We start from the raw sequence: 14,971 nt of genomic DNA, 5'->3' as shown, positions 1-14,971 counted from the left end.
CCGCAGGTTCATCCGGATCAGCCAGAAACGCTTGCTCTTTCGATTCCAGCGCCGGCTGCTGGCGCAGAGGCAGTCTCTGGGGAATTAGCGCTCGAAGCGCTGTTTTCTGTGGGAATCTCGCTGGCGTTCGCGGCCTCTGCGGTGCCATCGGTTCTCTCGATTTCGCCGCTTACAGGGCCGGAGGGAACGCCGCCGCATAAAGCACCGTTTTCCCCACCGTCATACTGTGTAACGGCGGCGGAATCGTTACTACGTGTGGCCAGAAAAGGCTGTGTGAAGTGCAATACCGGAAATATGCCGATCACCAGGAATAACAGTAGAACAAAGCACACCTGTGCGGCCGGCCGGCGATAGAAGGGCTTGGCGCGCCAGATGTCACGAGAGGATTGTTTTCCCTTAGTACATTCCATATGCTGTTTTGCCAGCTCCAAAGTGCGCTGTTCAAAGTCCTCCGGCAATCGGAGATGATCCATTGCAGCCCGATACCGATCTATGTTTTCTCGAGAACGATGATTTTCTTCCGGCTTCATTCGTCAAACCCTCCTTTCAATGTGTTTTTTAAGGCTGCACGGCCGCGTGCAAGCCAAGTGCCCACTGTAGCGGGCTTTTTATGTAGAATTTCTGAAATCTCATTGATGCTGTAACCTTCGTAATAGTGAAGATAAATTACGTTGCGGTAATTTTGTGGCAAAGCAAGGACCGCCTCCATCACCCCAGTTTCTTCCTTGGGCATGTAACTAAGATCCTCAGAAAGGCCCTCGGTACGGCGGTTCCAAAAGCTCTTAACATGGTTTTTGCAACGATTGATGGTGACACGTATGAGCCATGCCTTTTCATGCTCTTCGCTGTCAAAATGAGGCTGCTTTGTCAATACACTCATAAAGACGTCCTGAGCAATGTCCTGAGCGTCCTGTAAATTCTTTACATTGGAGAAAGCGATGCGCAGTACCATAGCGGAATATTTTTGCAGCAGCTCGGCGAATTCCGCCTGCTCCTTATGTTCCACCTTGCGTCCTCCTCTCCTCTAATGATAATACAAGCGATCCGGCCCAAACTTTTCATAGGATGACAAAATCCTCCTATGGAGAAGCATTCGCTGTGGCCGGAGGGAAACCCTTTCGGGATCATCCAACGGAATTGCTTTTATTAATTATAAGATAAAGAGCGGGTTTATACAAGGGTGTACGGTCAGACGCAACAACCGGCATACAGATGATTTTCAAAACCACTTGTGTGTAAAGGCAGTTCCTATCGGGAAAATATTTCCACAAAAACGATTCGGTTTTGAAGTTGTACTGTGCCAGAGAGGCATGGAGCGGTCCTCCCATAGCCGTAGAATGGGGGTTTCCCACTTCCTTCGATATGCCGCCGGCTGCTCCTGGATCGAAGCCCAAAATACTAAGGGGAGGTTTCCATTTTTCTGAACAATGGACGTTCGTGGCGGGGTTTGGTTGGATGTGGTTCAGTAAAAGGAAATTCTTTACCCTTGGAAGGGAACGCAACTGGTGCGACGAATTTCTGCCAATACGCCTGCAAAAAATATATACAAAAAAGACGCCCTCCAACCGCTTAAAAGCGAAGGAAGGCGCCCTTTACAATATCTTGTGTTTATGATGCGATCATGGTAGTTGGATAAATTTGCCTATAGAGGCAAGCAAGACAGACTATCACGATGGCGTGTCAGGTTTTCCTATATCGGAATGTAGGCAAGCGAGTCCGATCGTCAAATCCGTTATGACTTGTATTTGCCTATATCCTAATAGGCAAATACGGTTAGCCAATTTAGATTTCCAACAAGTGGTTGGAAGGCCGGCAAAGAATTTAGATTATGCGACTGACGCATAGCAAAGCAATTGAGCAGCCTGCCCGTCGAATGTACAATAGACGCCGGTCTTTTCTCCGGGGTTGCCAACCGCGTGAATCTGGTAGTAGTAATCATTACCGGAGCGGCGAACGATGGTTGCGCCCAGCACTTCACCGTTGCCAACCGAAAAATGCGGGGTAGTTCCCTGTGGTACCGTTACTTTCAAAGTGTAGGCCGCATTTTTTGGCAAAGAAACCGGAGCAGTAGTGTCGCTAACGGCCTTTATCTGTTTAGCAGGTGAATTCACGGCGGCTGAGGTTCGCCTGGCCCTCTGTGAGCTGTGCGGCGTCACTGACGAACGCATCCCCATATTTACCATTGTATGTCACAGAAATGTTGTGGCCACCGGAAGAAAGGTTCTTGACCAGAATCTTGCCCACAGAATTGGTCTTGGCCTGGACGGATTTTCCGCCATCTACCTGTACAGAAATGGTAGCATTGCCCAGCGGGCTGGAACCGTCCATCACTTGAATGGTTGTTTCATAATTGGCGGGGATCTGACCGTTGTTCACCATACGGATGCGCTTTTGTAACGCATAGGTAAAACTTCCACCACCCTGCTCGGTAAGTTGGCGGATATAATCTGCCGTGACAAGGTCCAACGCAGAACCTTCCGCCACATAGGGCAGACCGGCCAGCATGGTATAACCATCGCCTCCGGCAACCTCAAAATCGTTGGAGACAAGTAGGAGTTTTGTGGTTGTGTCGTTACGGTTCAATTTTTGGGTGTCCTTTCCATTGGAATCCAACAACACAATTTCGGTCACACGGCTTCCGACTGGCTTGGCGATGTCAAAGGTAAAGCGCATGCCGCCGACCTGCGGGAACGAACCCTCGGCAGAGGTAAATGCGCCATCTTTTGCCTCATTTTTTACGCCATTTTCCAAAGCAGCATAGAGTTTATCGGGCGTCACTTCCTTCACAGACAAGGAGTTGCCAAAGGAAGGACATTGATGACATCACCGACGGTAATCTTTCCGGCGGGAATGGTCGTACGCACGCCGCCACCATTTTCCAGGGAGACCATCGGCAGGTTTTCATACTGCGTTTGACCGGCAATCAGCTCTTTTCCTCCATAGATCATTGCATCCGCAATGAGGCTACCAAGGTTTGTCTCACCCACACGGCAAATGTTCATTCCATGGTAGGTGCCTCCATACAAGCTGGTATCGGTAAAACCGACCTCCTGCTCCAGCGTGGGAGCCAGAGCCTCAGCCATACGATCATACAGGGCGGTGACGGTTGCGTCTGCCTGGAACTGTTTTCCCACCTCGGCGGGGGTGAGGTTCGACGCCGTAATCGTCAGATTGCCGGACGAATCAAAGGAGAGCACCATCTTTCCAAGGTTGGCGGCGCCGGTACCCGTCTGCTGGATGACCGTATTGCCGACTTTGGTGCTTTCGGTGCTGTGGCTATGCCCATCGATAATCGCGTCAATTCCTGCCACCTGTTGCGCGATTTCATGGCTGGTGGGCTTGCTGGCCCCGTCGATTCCCACATGCATGATGCCGATGATTGCATCTGCTTTCTGCGCCTGTAAGGCCGAAACTTGGGCTTTTGCAGTTGCAATTTCGTCGGCGAATGTTACACCCTTTAGGTTGTTCGGATTGGTTTTATAAGCGGTCTCTGTGGTAGAGATACCAAAGAAACCGATTTTCTTACCTGCGACAGTTTTTATAAACCAGCCGCCATTTTCATCATAGAGGTCTCCCGAACCCTTTGTCTTGGCGCTGTTGACCCCTTTTAGAAGAGTCTGGCCGTTGTCCATTGCATTTGCAGCCACAACGGGGAAACCGGCCAACTTGGCGTTCGACAGTGCCGCATCGCGGCCATAATCGAATTCATGGTTGCCCAATGTCATACCGTCGTAACCAGCCGCATTCATCAGTTTGATGATGTCTGCGCCTTGGCTGTAGGTAGCCAAGGCAACGCCTTGGGTGGCGTCGCCCGCGTCGATCAGCAGGGAGTTCGGCGTGTTGGCCTTGACGTTTTTCAATACATCCATACCGATCTGTGTGAGCGTCCCGTCCTCCGCATAAGTGCTGTTCACTTTTCCGTGGATGTCGTTGGTATGATAGATCGTCACGGTTGTGGAACTCGCAGCAAAAGCGGCCGTACCACAAAATGTACCGAATACTAGGGTCAATATAAGCATTAGGGAAACGAACCGGGAACTCTGCTTTACAGACATTCTGTTTTACCTCCTTCATAGAAACAAAACCTTTTCGTTTGTATGGGTTCCATTTCGGATACACTGCCGATTGTCACAGTGGTCCAACAAAATTTAGAATAGCACAATTTGGTAGGAAATACAATTCTCCCTTAAAATTTAAGAAATTGGTAAGGCGTCCTTTTCAAAAGTAGCCGTAAAATAGCTTTTATAATAGGTATCATAAGTGAAGAGAGTGTCTGGAAACAATGGAGTGAAGAAGTTCTTTCGACAGAGACTCTTCCGCAAGTTATCAGAAAAACATAAAATAGCCTTCACACAGCGGTCACATTGTATTGGCATAATAAAAGCACACCGAGGGGAACGAAAGAAACCCAAGGGTGCATGAAGAAAACAATCGACTTGCGATAAAGGTTCTCTGGGAAAGGAAATGAGCTTATGTATAATCCGAATGAAATGGACAATACTCAAAACGAAGGGTTAAACATCCCGCAGGAAAACAAGTTGGAGGCGGACGCCGCTTCCACAGAGCAGAATGCCGCTGAAAAGGCTGTGGCGGAAGAAAAGAACGAGCCGGTACAGACAGCTCCGGAAGCTGTACAGGGTCAGGAAGGCCATACAAAACCGGCCTCAAACGAAATGCCTGCCGGACAGCCGCAGGCGCCGTCTTATCATTCTGCTTATACGAATCCAGCCAGCTATACCAGTTATCAGGCAAACTATGGCCAGCAGCCGTACAATGCTTACAACAATCAACCGGGGAATGGACCCTATCAAAACACTTATGGCGCCTATCCCAATGCAAACGGGCAGCATGAGTACAGCGGCCATCAGAATCAGGTGATGTGGCAGGGCGACTACTACCACAGCTACCAAAACCCATATGCACAGGCCGCGCCAAAGCCGCAAAAACCTAAGAGAGAAAAGAAGCCGATGTCCAAGGGTAAAAAAACCGCCTTGAAGGTTCTTGCAGGGGTTATGGCGTGTTTGATGGTTTCGGTTGGTTCGATCGGCGGCTTTGTTGCCCTCATCAACAACGGATACATTTCCGTCAATAACTCTGGCAGTTCTACGGAACCCGCGTTTACCATCAATAAATTGGTGGGAAACAGTCAACCGACTAGCACGGTTTCGGGGGAACTCACACCCCAGGAGGTGGCGAAGAAAGTCATTCCTTCCGTCGTGTGTATCCAAAACTATCAAAACACCAACAATAGCAACATTCTGTACTTCTTTAATGGGGTACCGCAGAATGGGCAGGCCGGCGATGAAGTATCCCCGGCAAGCGAAGGTTCTGGAATCATTGCCACAAGCGATGGATATATCATCACCAATGCGCATGTGGTAGAAGGAGCCTCTTCTCTGAAAGTGATTATGTCTGACGGCAAAAGTTATGAGGCAAAGCTGGTTGGCAGCGATAATATCACAGACTTGGCCGTCATCAAAATAGAGGCCACCGGTTTGCAAGCCGCTGAATTTGGTTCTTCCAGCGATTTGGAGGTTGGCGATACTGTGATGGCAATTGGCAATCCAGGCGGTCTGGAACTGAGTTCCAGCGTAACGCAAGGAATTGTTTCAGCGTTGAACCGCCAGATCACCAGCAGCGATTCAGGTTACACCATGGACTGCATTCAGACGGATACAGCGATCAATCCCGGAAATTCCGGCGGTGCTCTGGTGAACATGTACGGCCAAGTGGTCGGCATTAACTCGAGTAAGATCGTGGCAGAGGGCTTTGAGGGATTGGGATTTGCTATCCCGATTGACGATGCCCAATCTGTCATCAGCAACCTGAAGGAGTACGGTTATGTCAAAGACAGAGCGGTGCTCGGGATTACTGGCCAATATCTGGACAGCATGTCGGCCCGTTTCTACGGTTTGACGCCGGGCATGTATGTGGCATCCATCAACAATGAGTCCGTTGCGAATGCGGGGATCACTCAGGGATGCATCATCACCAAGATTGACGATACGGAAGTTACCAACAGTACGACCATCACCTCCTATGTCAGCAAGAAAAAGCCAGGTGATAAGGTAACCCTGACAGTCGTCAACGATTTAACCGGTAAGACTTTCACTGCAGAAGTGACACTGGTACAGGCCAGTGGCCAATAATTGCTTACAAGACTCTTTTTCATAAATTCTTCCTTATCCAAACCGGGAGGGGCGGGGCCATACGGCTCCGCCCCTTTCGGCTTTATGCAGGGTTCCCACAAAGAAACAGTAAGTAATTCATTCAGGAAACAATACAAAGGTTTTCAAAATGGAATACAAAGTGCAAAAGGGCGGCCGGAAAACATCGCAAAGAAACCGACTGGACGAACGGAGGGGAAAGGCGGTGAAAAGTGGCCTTCGGGAGATCGGGGAAAGGGGAGACCAAAAAGGAATCGGAAAGGAAAACGGCTAGCAAATTAAAAAGGAAAACAGGATGTCGTTCCCAAAAAGGCGGAGTGGTGGAAGAATGGAAATAAAAAAGACGCCCAGCGGGAAATTCCGCAGGGCATCGTTTGTGTACCGGTAGTAGGTTTTTGACGGGAGGGCTCTGCTCTATGGGGCTTGCCTTTGGTAGCGCCAGGAAAGCGGGCGGTCGAAAGTAGCGGAAATTACCGCACAGGTATGTAGTCGATAACGGCCTCTTCTTCCGTTGCCTCCAATTTAAAGATGACTGGGCGTAGGCCGTCGTTGCAGCTACAAATGGCTACCCCCGGCTTGCGAATCCAGTCGCCATAGTAAAAGAGGCCCTCTCCAGCGCCATGTGCTAGAGCGAATACGTACTGGTAAATGGCTTTCCAAGCTTCGTCGCAGAGCCCTTCCGGCTTGGCATAATCCGCATAGAATACCTGCCCTGCCTTCAGCATGGGACAGGCAGTCAGACCTTCTATTCCATACTCGTTTGCCAATTCTTTGTCCAACGTGGTTTTTAATACGGTAATCCGTACTTTTTTCATACAAGATTCCCCCTGATAGACTAATTTGATACCCTTTCTGGTGTGCGATTGGAAAGTGCCTCGATTTGTTGTAACCACAGCTTTGCGCTTGCATCGCTGGGCATGCGCCAATCGCCGCGTGGAGAGAGCGCTACGCTGCCCACCTTTGGTCCATCCGGCAAACAAGAGCGCTTAAACTGCTGCGCAAAGAAACGCCGGTAAAAAATAAGCAGCCATTTTTGGATCGTTTCTGCATCATAAGTGCCGGCAAATGTGCGAAGCGCCATGCGATAGATTTTTGCCGGTGAAAATCCAAAGCGAAGCATGTGGTAAAGGAAAAAGTCGTGCAGCTCATAAGGACCGACAAGGTTCTCCGTCTTTTGTGAGATTACGCCATCCACAGGGGGAAGCAGTTCCGGACTGACAGGCGTGTCCAGAATATCTTCCAATACATCACAGAGCGCTCCGCCCGCTTGCTGGGCCGCATAGTGCACCAGATGGCGTACCAAAGTTTTGGGGATGGATGCATTGACCGCATACATGGACATGTGGTCCCCGTTGTAGGTCGCCCAACCGAGTGCCAATTCTGAGAGGTCCCCCGTACCGATGACCAGGCCGCCGTTTTGATTGGCCAAATCCATCAAGATCTGCGTGCGCTCGCGCGCCTGTGCGTTTTCATAGGTTACATCGTGCACAGACGGGTCGTGGCCGATGTCGCGAAAATGCCCGCTGCACAGCATCGTGGATGGATACTGTGTCGAAGGCCACTCCCAGGAGACCGGCGAGCTGTTCTGCATTGCCTTTTGTGCGCCCGGTTGTCCCAAAACCGGGCATCGTGACAGCCAGGATGCCCTTGCGCGGAAGCTGGAGCGCGTCAAAGGCCCGCACCGTTACCAATAAGGCCAGAGTAGAATCCGATCCTCCGGAAAGGCCTACCACTGCGTGGCGAACACCCGTGTGTTCCAGGCGGGTTTTTAATCCCGCCGCTTGCAGGTGCAGGATCATTTCACAGCGCCCAAAGAGGTCCTGTGCATCCTGTGGGACAAATGGCAAACGCGCAAATGAGCGTGTTATGGGAAAGTCCGGAAGTTCCAACGAGAAAGGAATGGGAGCCGGTCCATCGAAACGGTTGTTCCAAGTATTGGCGCGCCGGCGCTCCTGCATCAGACGCTGTAGATCGATTTCTGCGCAGGTTAGCCCTGTGGTGAATGGCTGGCTCTCCGCAAGGATGCCGCCGTTCTCTGCGATTAGATTGTGACCGGCAAAGACCAGATCGGTGGTGGATTCCCCCTCCCCGGCATCCGCATAGGCATAGGCGCAGAAGAGGCGTGCGGATTGATCGCGCACCAGGCCGCGGCGGTAATTTGCCTTGCCGATGACTTCATCGCTGGCAGAGGTGTTCAGCAACAGCGTTGCACCTGCCTGGGCCATATGGGCGCAAGGCGGTTCTGGCACCCAAAGATCCTCACAAATCTCAACTCCCACGGTGAATTCCGGCGTTTCCATACAAGTGTAGACGAGTTCACATCCCAAAACGGTCTCTTGCCCGCAAAATGTGACCGGAACCAGGGTATGGGGCGCAGGAGCAAAGTGACGCGCCTCATAGAATTCACTGTAGTTCGGAATATGGCTTTTGGCAGTAAGGCCCAAAAGTTTTCCCTGGCAGAACACCGCAGCGACATTGTAGAGAGAGGAGCCGAATGCGGCGGGAAGCCCTACGACGGCGAGCAGCGGGTATGCTTTGCTCTCCTCCAACAATTCACCAAGCGCTTGTTCAGCTGCCTGGAGCAGGGTCGTATCGTGAAAGAGATCACCACACGTATATCCGGTCAGGCAAAGTTCCGGAAATACAATGGCGCCAACATGCTGTTCGGCAGCGGTATGCAAAAGCGCCGATATTGCCTCCTTGTTAAAATCACAATCAGCCACACGAATGTGCGGAGTAGCTGCTGCAACTCGAAGGAAACCGTCATTTTTCATAATAGACATCCTTTCTCGTTCCAATTTCCTGAGATTCATGAAATATAGATTAGCATTTCCATTCAGAAGAAAGAAAACCGCCTATATCCGGTCCGGTTGAAAAACAACAGAGGACCTTTTGTTCAGGGTACCGAAGGCGAATCCCCTTGGAAAAATATAGAATAACCGGGACTGTTTTCCAGTGTTTTACGCAAGAAAAAGGCGATGCAGACGCCTGCATCGCCGATGACGTCCGTATCAGCGGACGGAATAGTCCTTTTCCAATTTTTTATCCGTTGGTGTACACACAACGTCCGGCAACTGCGGGGATACAGGATCAAAAGTTTCCGCAGTGTAGTGCCGCATTGCGCGGTTGATACGCCGCATGTTTGCAATACATCCACGGATGGATTTCTTTTCGTTGTGCATGCGAAGGACATACCAGTAACAACATAGAGAAGTCTTTCGCGTCAATGCCAGATAGCTTTTGCGGTACTTTTCGAACTGGCCGCTCTTTTCCAGAGAGACGCGGACCATTGCGACAGCTCGGATAAAATCATTGATCTTACTGGCATTGATGGTGGCGAGCGTGCTTCCGCTGCGCTGTACATAATAGTAAAGCGGCTCATCCAAAACGACAACGCGTTCGGCATGTGCAAAGACACGATTTGCAGTAGCCATATCTTCAAAGGCAATGCTGGGAAATTGGATGTTATAGTCGGTAAACAGAGAACGCTTGTACATCTTATTCCACACAAGGCTCTGAATCTGTAGATCGCGCAAAAGTTTATTCATCGCCTCTTCGCGGGTCAAAACCCCTCTGCATCGAAAGGGATATTCCATCGTGAACCCCGAACTGGCATATTGATAATAGTAATAACAGCAGGCAATCTGCGCATCGTTTTCAACGCAAGCACCGTAAAGACGCTCTAGAAAGTTCGGCGCCACATAGTCGTCGCTGTCAATAAAACAGATGTATTCTCCACGCGCAAGGCTTAAACCGCGGTTGCGCGCCTTGGACATGCCCCGGTTTTCCTGATCGACCACCGTGACAAACTCATATTTTTGCTCAAACTCGCGCAAAATGTCCAGGGAACGATCGGTGGAACCATCGTTTACAGCAATGATTTCACGATCCTGAAAGGTCTGTTCTACAAGGCTGGTAAGGCATTTGCGCAGAAATTTTTCCACGTTATAAACAGGAATAATAATGCTGACCGTGGGCGCTTTTGCTTCCATCTTTAGACAGGCCTCCTTTCTTTGATCTCGGGTTACTTCCGTACGGGATTATCCGACGGGGGTGATTGACGCCTCCGGGTCCGGTTGTACATCCGCTGCGGAAGAGGTCCCCGTTTCTGGAACGGCGGGCACAACGGTACCATCTGTCGCCGCAGGGGGCTGTTCCGTTGTCGGTGGCGTCGTAACGGCGGGCTCACTGCTCGCCGCTGGCGGAGTGGAAGTCGCCGGTGGAGTAGTTGCCCCCGGTGTAGAAGAAGCTGGCGGCGCAGTGGATTCCGGGGCCGACGAACTCGGCGACTGGCTGTTGGATGGCGTGCCGTTTACTGGCTTGCCCGTATAATCCACCAGAACCGCAGTCTTAGGATCGGTGTCCGGCCCGATCGAGTAGTAAGCCGGCGCCGGACGATAATAAGAATTCGGGAGCTTTTCGGTCTTGACTACCTGGCCGTTTTTGTAATAAATACGCTGCGCACTGGCGCGGTATCCTTCGCGCGGTTTCGCATCGTAATGCTTGGTTCCCTTGGCCATGGATTTATCCACGGTATACTTCGGTTCGGATACAGGCGGAATGGTTTCTGTCAACTGGGATGTAATCTCGATATTATCATAATCCGGAGATTGATATCCATACATGGTGACGGTCAATGTTTTCCCACTCATACCTGCAGAAATATACAAAGGGTAATTTGTTGGGTTTTTAAACACAAAGTTTAAATCTGGATAACTAACAGCAGCGTCCTGGCCGATTGGGCAATACGTCGCCTTAATCGAATGGGACGAGCGCTGAACAATCTCCATAGCTGACCGAAGAGCGGCTCCATAAATCGTGGTGCTCGTCTGGCAGACGCCGCCGCCATAGGATGGAACAAACTTGCCGTTGACAATCGCATTCGCCTTTTTGTATCCTTTTTCTGGCGTTGTATTTCCAACCACCTGCCAATAATCAAAGGATCCCCCCGCGGGGATGCAAGTGCCGTTCACAGCTTCTAATGCAAGCTTCATATTAATATTTCCATCACTGGTGTTGGTCGATACGGTACTGTAGGTCCCCAGTTTTTTCATATTGGCTTTGAGATCGGCCGCTGAAACTTGATAGGAGGTTTCTGCCACAGGAATGGCGACGGTCCCGGCTTCCTCTTTTTGAAGGAGAGCCTCCACCTGTGCGGTGAGTGCATCGATGTCTACGGAAACGCCATTCTGTCCTTCCTCGAAGGTAAAGGTTTCGCTGGCCGGATCAAACGACTGAACGGTCGCATCCTTGGCCGGTTGGTTGACCTCCTGCGTGAGTGTAGTCAGAGTTTCTTTCAAGGAGGTGGTATCGGGTGTCGCTGTAATTTCATAGGATTTAGGCTGTGTTTCCAAGTCGGAGAGCGTGGCTGCATCCGCCTGCTTAACAAACCCAAAAGCTTCCTGAAGCACAGCATCTGTGTTATACGTAAAGGAAAGATCGGACCCGGTGAGAGCCCAACTTTTCTCGCCATATGTGAGAGTGATGTCGCAGATAGCCAGCGAAGGTTCTACGGCCTTGACCGCCGCGGTAGCTTCTTCCAAGGTCATTCCGTTGAGATCAATGCCTTCGACTACAATCCCCTTTGGGAATGTGGTTCGCTCAGTGATTTGCCCTTCACCTGGCTCAGTGGAGGAATCCTGTGGACTGCCGAGCATCTGAATGCCGGCGCCGATCACGCAGATCACTAGGACCGCTGCAAGAACACAGCCGCCGATAATCCACCATTTTTTGCGGTCTAGATGGGACGCACCGGAGTAAATGTCGCGTCCACTGTCTTTTTGGCCTCTGTAATATCTTCTACCGCCCATTCGGTGCCTCCCTCTCTTGTATCAGCTGTCCGCGGCCGCGTTTTGGCGCGCCAACGGAAGTCCCTGCGGATTTAATAGTATGATATAACTTTTTTGAAAAAAAGTAAAGTTACAGCTTTATCATTAATCACGCCAATTCCTGGCGGAATACTTACCATTCCATTTTTGCAGGAAAAAGATGGAGATCCAGAGAAAAAATGAATAAGGCTCAGGAATATTCCGGCGAGCTATTGCACGGAAACAGTTCCCAAAGTCCCCATATTGAGAAGATTTCCTGGTTCGTGTTGAATCGCCTTGAATATATGATATAATAAAGGAATCAAAAGAGTTGTCGAAATCATCCAGGGCGGAATAAAATCGCGAAAGAAAATGGGTTTCGCTGTCCGAAGGAGGGTCATTGTGAAAATATTGATTCTATCCGCCGCTACAGGAGGTGGGCATCTGCGCGCCGCGCAGGCCGTTCAGACATGCCTGCGGGAAAACGAACCGCAATGGCGTGTCGAAGTGGTGGACGCACTCAAATGTGTAGGGTCCCTATTGGATAAGACATGCTGCGATGGCTACCGCTTCTTGGCAACAAAAACGCCAAAGGTCTTTGGACAACTATATCGTGCAACAAACGAGGAGAGCGTTCTCAATACACTGATGACGCATTTCAGCGGCCTGCTCGGCCTGCGGTTGTTGCCGATGCTCCGTGAACAGGCGCCGGATCTCATTTTATCCACACACCCGTTTGCCACAGAAATGATCTCCCATTTGAAGGAGAAGGGCCTTGTACAGGCGCCTTTGATTTGTTTGATGACGGACTATGGGCCGCATCGCGCCTGGATTGCGCGGCAAGTGGATGCCTATGTGGTGAGCAATGAAGATATGGTGCCGGAGATGGTGGAGATGGGGGCGCCGCGCGATATTATCTATCCGTTTGGTATTCCGGTAAACGATGTGTTCTTCAGCAAGGAGAACAAGGCGGCGCTGCTCCAGGAGATGGGACTGGAGCCGGATGTGCCGACGATCCTGTTCATGGCGGGAAGCTTTGGGGTGTCCGGAATCATGGATATTTACCGCGAAATTGCCGCACAGGACATTGTTTTTCAGATTATCGTCATCACAGGAAGAAACCAAAAGCTCTACGAGGCATTTGCGGAGGAATTGGCCAAGAGCAAACGCCGGACAAAGCTGGTCTACTTTACCGATGAAGTGGACAAGTATATGCATGCAGCAGATCTTTTGGTGACAAAGCCTGGCGGGCTGACCGTCTCAGAGGCGTTGGCGTGCGACATCCCTCTGGCGGTATTTGATGCTATCCCGGGCCAGGAGGAGGATAATGCGCAATTTCTGCTTTCCCACAATATGGCGGTGCGTATTCAAGCAGGGGAGAGCTGCGGAAAGACCATCCGCATTGTTTTGGCGGACAACCGGCGGCTAGAGGATATGCGCTCCTCCTGCGAGCGTTTTGATAAGTCCCAATCCGGGAAAAACATTCTCTGGTTGATCCGTTCACTCACCGGAAAGGAGAACGCCCCATGAAAATCTTACTTTTGTATGCCGCTGCGGGGGGCGGACATAAACGTGCTGCACAGGCGATGGAGGCCTATTTTCAGGAGCATCTGCCGGGTGCGCAGGTCCGAGTGGAGGACGCGCTTCAGCATGTGGGACGCGCGGTGAACGCGCTCTGTTGCGATGGATATAAATTTTCCGCAAAACATGCTCCACAAATCTTCGGCTCCCTGTACCACAGCACCAACCGCGATACCAAATTTGCCGGTTTGTTGCCGCGCGTCAATGGAATGTTGGCCCGGAAGCTCTTGCCATTGATCGAGGAATTCCAACCGGATGTGATCCTGGATACGTATCATTTTGCCGGGCAGATGGTTTCCCGCTTAAAGGAGCAGGGCCGGGTTTCGGCGCCTCTGGTAAACGTTGTGACCGACTATGGACCCCACATGGCGTGGCTTGCGCCGGAGGTGGATGCCTATGTGGTAGCGACAGAGTCCCTGCGCGATGACTTTGTACAGATGGGCGCGCCCCAGGAGAGAATTTATCCGTTTGGAATCCCGGTATTCGAGTCCTTTTATCGGGAGGAGGATCGGGCCGAGCTTTTGCGCGGAATGAACCTTTCGCCGGATCTGCCCACGGTGTTGATTATGGCGGGAAGCTTTGGAGTGAAAAATATTCTAGGCGTATACCGCGATATTTCCACGCTTGGTACGGATTTCCAGGTGATTGTCATTACCGGCAAGAATCGGAAACTTTATGAGGCATTTCGCAGGGAACTGCCGAACAGTCCGAAACCGACCCACTTGGTCGAATTTACAACAGAAGTACAAACGTATATGCATGCGTCCGACCTGCTCATTACGAAGCCCGGCGGGCTGACGGTTTCAGAAGCGTTGGCCAGCGGGTTACCTATGGCTGTATTTGATGCGATTCCGGGGCAGGAGGAGGACAATGCACAATTTTTGCAGGCGCACAGTATGGGGATTCGGCTCAAGAGCGGTGCGAGCTGTGCGTTTGCGGTGCGGTCCCTTTTACAGGACCCACGCCGTTTGGCGGATATGCGCGCTGCTTGCAAAGCGTTTGACAAGTCGGATTGTTGTAAAAATATCCTGTTGTTGCTACAGAAACTAACGAATGGGAAGAGGGAGTCAATTTGAAACCAAAATTTCGAATCAGCCTGTTTGGCTACGGTATTTTAGGGGTTGCCGTCCTGGTCCTGATGCTGTTTGAGATCAAAGATGGAAACGCCCCGATGATCGGTCTGGATGTATTTTTGCTGGCCTTTATCGTCTATATGATCTATAAAGGCGTGAATAGTACCGGCAAGGATTCGTCCACCAAGAAAAAATAAAAACGTTATGGACAAGGAGGTTGCCTTGTCGAGGGAAAATCGGTGTGGTTTCCTGATTACATATGGAAAACAGCGGGTGAACCCGCGGAACATGGAAAAGAGGGTGGCCCAAAACTATGAATTTTTCGAGTCATAGGAAAGGGGCA

General features: G+C 50.8%; 10 protein-coding genes and 2 pseudogenes. 4 read left to right on the top strand and 8 right to left on the bottom strand.

The annotated features are described in order from the left end of the window. Nucleotides 1-17 precede the first annotated feature (17 nt). From ACGCCZ_RS02740 to ACGCCZ_RS02725, 4 genes and pseudogenes are all read right to left on the bottom strand, one after another. A complete protein-coding gene (locus tag ACGCCZ_RS02740; protein WP_411655216.1) occupies nt 18-530 on the bottom strand; it encodes a hypothetical protein in 513 nt (170 codons plus the stop codon). Then, nucleotides 527-1,006, bottom strand: a complete 480-nt coding sequence (locus ACGCCZ_RS02735; RefSeq protein ID WP_082402076.1) for an RNA polymerase sigma factor — start codon at nt 1,004-1,006, stop codon at nt 527-529. Before ACGCCZ_RS02735 ends, ACGCCZ_RS02740 begins: the two co-directional genes overlap by 4 nt. An 820-nt stretch (nt 1,007-1,826) precedes the next feature. Then, nucleotides 1,827-2,030, bottom strand: a complete 204-nt coding sequence (locus tag ACGCCZ_RS02730; protein WP_411655215.1) for a hypothetical protein — start codon at nt 2,028-2,030, stop codon at nt 1,827-1,829. 64 nt (nt 2,031-2,094) lie between these two features. Beyond that, a pseudogene (locus tag ACGCCZ_RS02725) lies at nt 2,095-4,019 on the bottom strand (bifunctional metallophosphatase/5'-nucleotidase). Between the two features lie 471 nt (nt 4,020-4,490). Here ACGCCZ_RS02725 and ACGCCZ_RS02720 point away from each other — a divergent pair. Continuing rightward, nucleotides 4,491-6,149 carry a S1C family serine protease gene (locus tag ACGCCZ_RS02720; RefSeq protein ID WP_411655214.1) on the top strand — a complete coding sequence of 553 codons (1,659 nt, stop codon included), beginning with the start codon at nt 4,491-4,493 and terminating at the stop codon, nt 6,147-6,149. 488 nt (nt 6,150-6,637) lie between these two features. Here ACGCCZ_RS02720 and ACGCCZ_RS02715 read toward each other — a convergent pair whose 3' ends face one another. From ACGCCZ_RS02715 to ACGCCZ_RS02700, 4 genes and pseudogenes are all read right to left on the bottom strand, one after another. Further along, complete coding sequence (locus ACGCCZ_RS02715; RefSeq protein ID WP_054323271.1) at nt 6,638-6,982, bottom strand: TIGR04076 family protein; 345 nt, start codon at nt 6,980-6,982, stop codon at nt 6,638-6,640. 20 nt (nt 6,983-7,002) lie between these two features. Then, nucleotides 7,003-8,941, bottom strand: a pseudogene (locus tag ACGCCZ_RS02710) (NAD(+) synthase). A 237-nt stretch (nt 8,942-9,178) separates the two neighbouring features. Beyond that, a complete protein-coding gene (locus ACGCCZ_RS02705) occupies nt 9,179-10,159 on the bottom strand; it encodes a glycosyltransferase (protein ID WP_411655213.1) in 981 nt (326 codons plus the stop codon). A 48-nt stretch (nt 10,160-10,207) separates the two neighbouring features. Next, nucleotides 10,208-11,977 carry a VanW family protein gene (locus ACGCCZ_RS02700; RefSeq protein WP_411655212.1) on the bottom strand — a complete coding sequence of 590 codons (1,770 nt, stop codon included), beginning with the start codon at nt 11,975-11,977 and terminating at the stop codon, nt 10,208-10,210. Between the two features lie 399 nt (nt 11,978-12,376). On the opposite strand from ACGCCZ_RS02700, the gene ACGCCZ_RS02695 reads away from it, so the two are divergent. From ACGCCZ_RS02695 to ACGCCZ_RS02685, 3 genes are read left to right on the top strand one after another with little or no spacing between them, the layout of a single operon-like run. Beyond that, on the top strand, nt 12,377-13,504 hold the full coding sequence (locus ACGCCZ_RS02695; protein WP_054323268.1) for an MGDG synthase family glycosyltransferase: 1,128 nt from the start codon (nt 12,377-12,379) through the stop codon (nt 13,502-13,504). Continuing rightward, entirely contained in the window at nt 13,501-14,631 is a 1,131-nt protein-coding gene (locus ACGCCZ_RS02690; RefSeq protein ID WP_054323267.1) for an MGDG synthase family glycosyltransferase, read from the top strand. The genes ACGCCZ_RS02695 and ACGCCZ_RS02690 overlap by 4 nt, the downstream gene beginning before the upstream one ends. After that, nucleotides 14,628-14,825 (top strand): hypothetical protein, encoded by a 198-nt coding sequence (locus ACGCCZ_RS02685; RefSeq protein WP_054323266.1) that lies wholly within the window; start codon nt 14,628-14,630, stop codon nt 14,823-14,825. Before ACGCCZ_RS02690 ends, ACGCCZ_RS02685 begins: the two co-directional genes overlap by 4 nt. The last annotated feature ends 146 nt before the right edge of the window (nt 14,826-14,971 follow it).

This window comes from Anaeromassilibacillus sp. SJQ-1, from assembly GCF_046693725.1.
GTDB lineage: Bacteria > Bacillota > Clostridia > Oscillospirales > Acutalibacteraceae > Anaeromassilibacillus.
The sequence above is the reverse complement of the archived record's forward strand: the minus strand, read 5'-3'. Positions and strand labels throughout refer to the sequence as shown.

Coding starts and splice junctions, on each gene's coding strand:
- ACGCCZ_RS02740 (WP_411655216.1), bottom strand. CDS start 530: ATGAAGCCGGAAGAAAATCATCGTTCTCGAGAAAACATAGATCGGTAT.
- ACGCCZ_RS02720 (WP_411655214.1), top strand. CDS start 4,491: ATGGACAATACTCAAAACGAAGGGTTAAACATCCCGCAGGAAAACAAG.
- ACGCCZ_RS02715 (WP_054323271.1), bottom strand. CDS start 6,982: ATGAAAAAAGTACGGATTACCGTATTAAAAACCACGTTGGACAAAGAA.
- ACGCCZ_RS02705 (WP_411655213.1), bottom strand. CDS start 10,159: ATGGAAGCAAAAGCGCCCACGGTCAGCATTATTATTCCTGTTTATAAC.
- ACGCCZ_RS02700 (WP_411655212.1), bottom strand. CDS start 11,977: ATGGGCGGTAGAAGATATTACAGAGGCCAAAAAGACAGTGGACGCGAC.
- ACGCCZ_RS02690 (WP_054323267.1), top strand. CDS start 13,501: ATGAAAATCTTACTTTTGTATGCCGCTGCGGGGGGCGGACATAAACGT.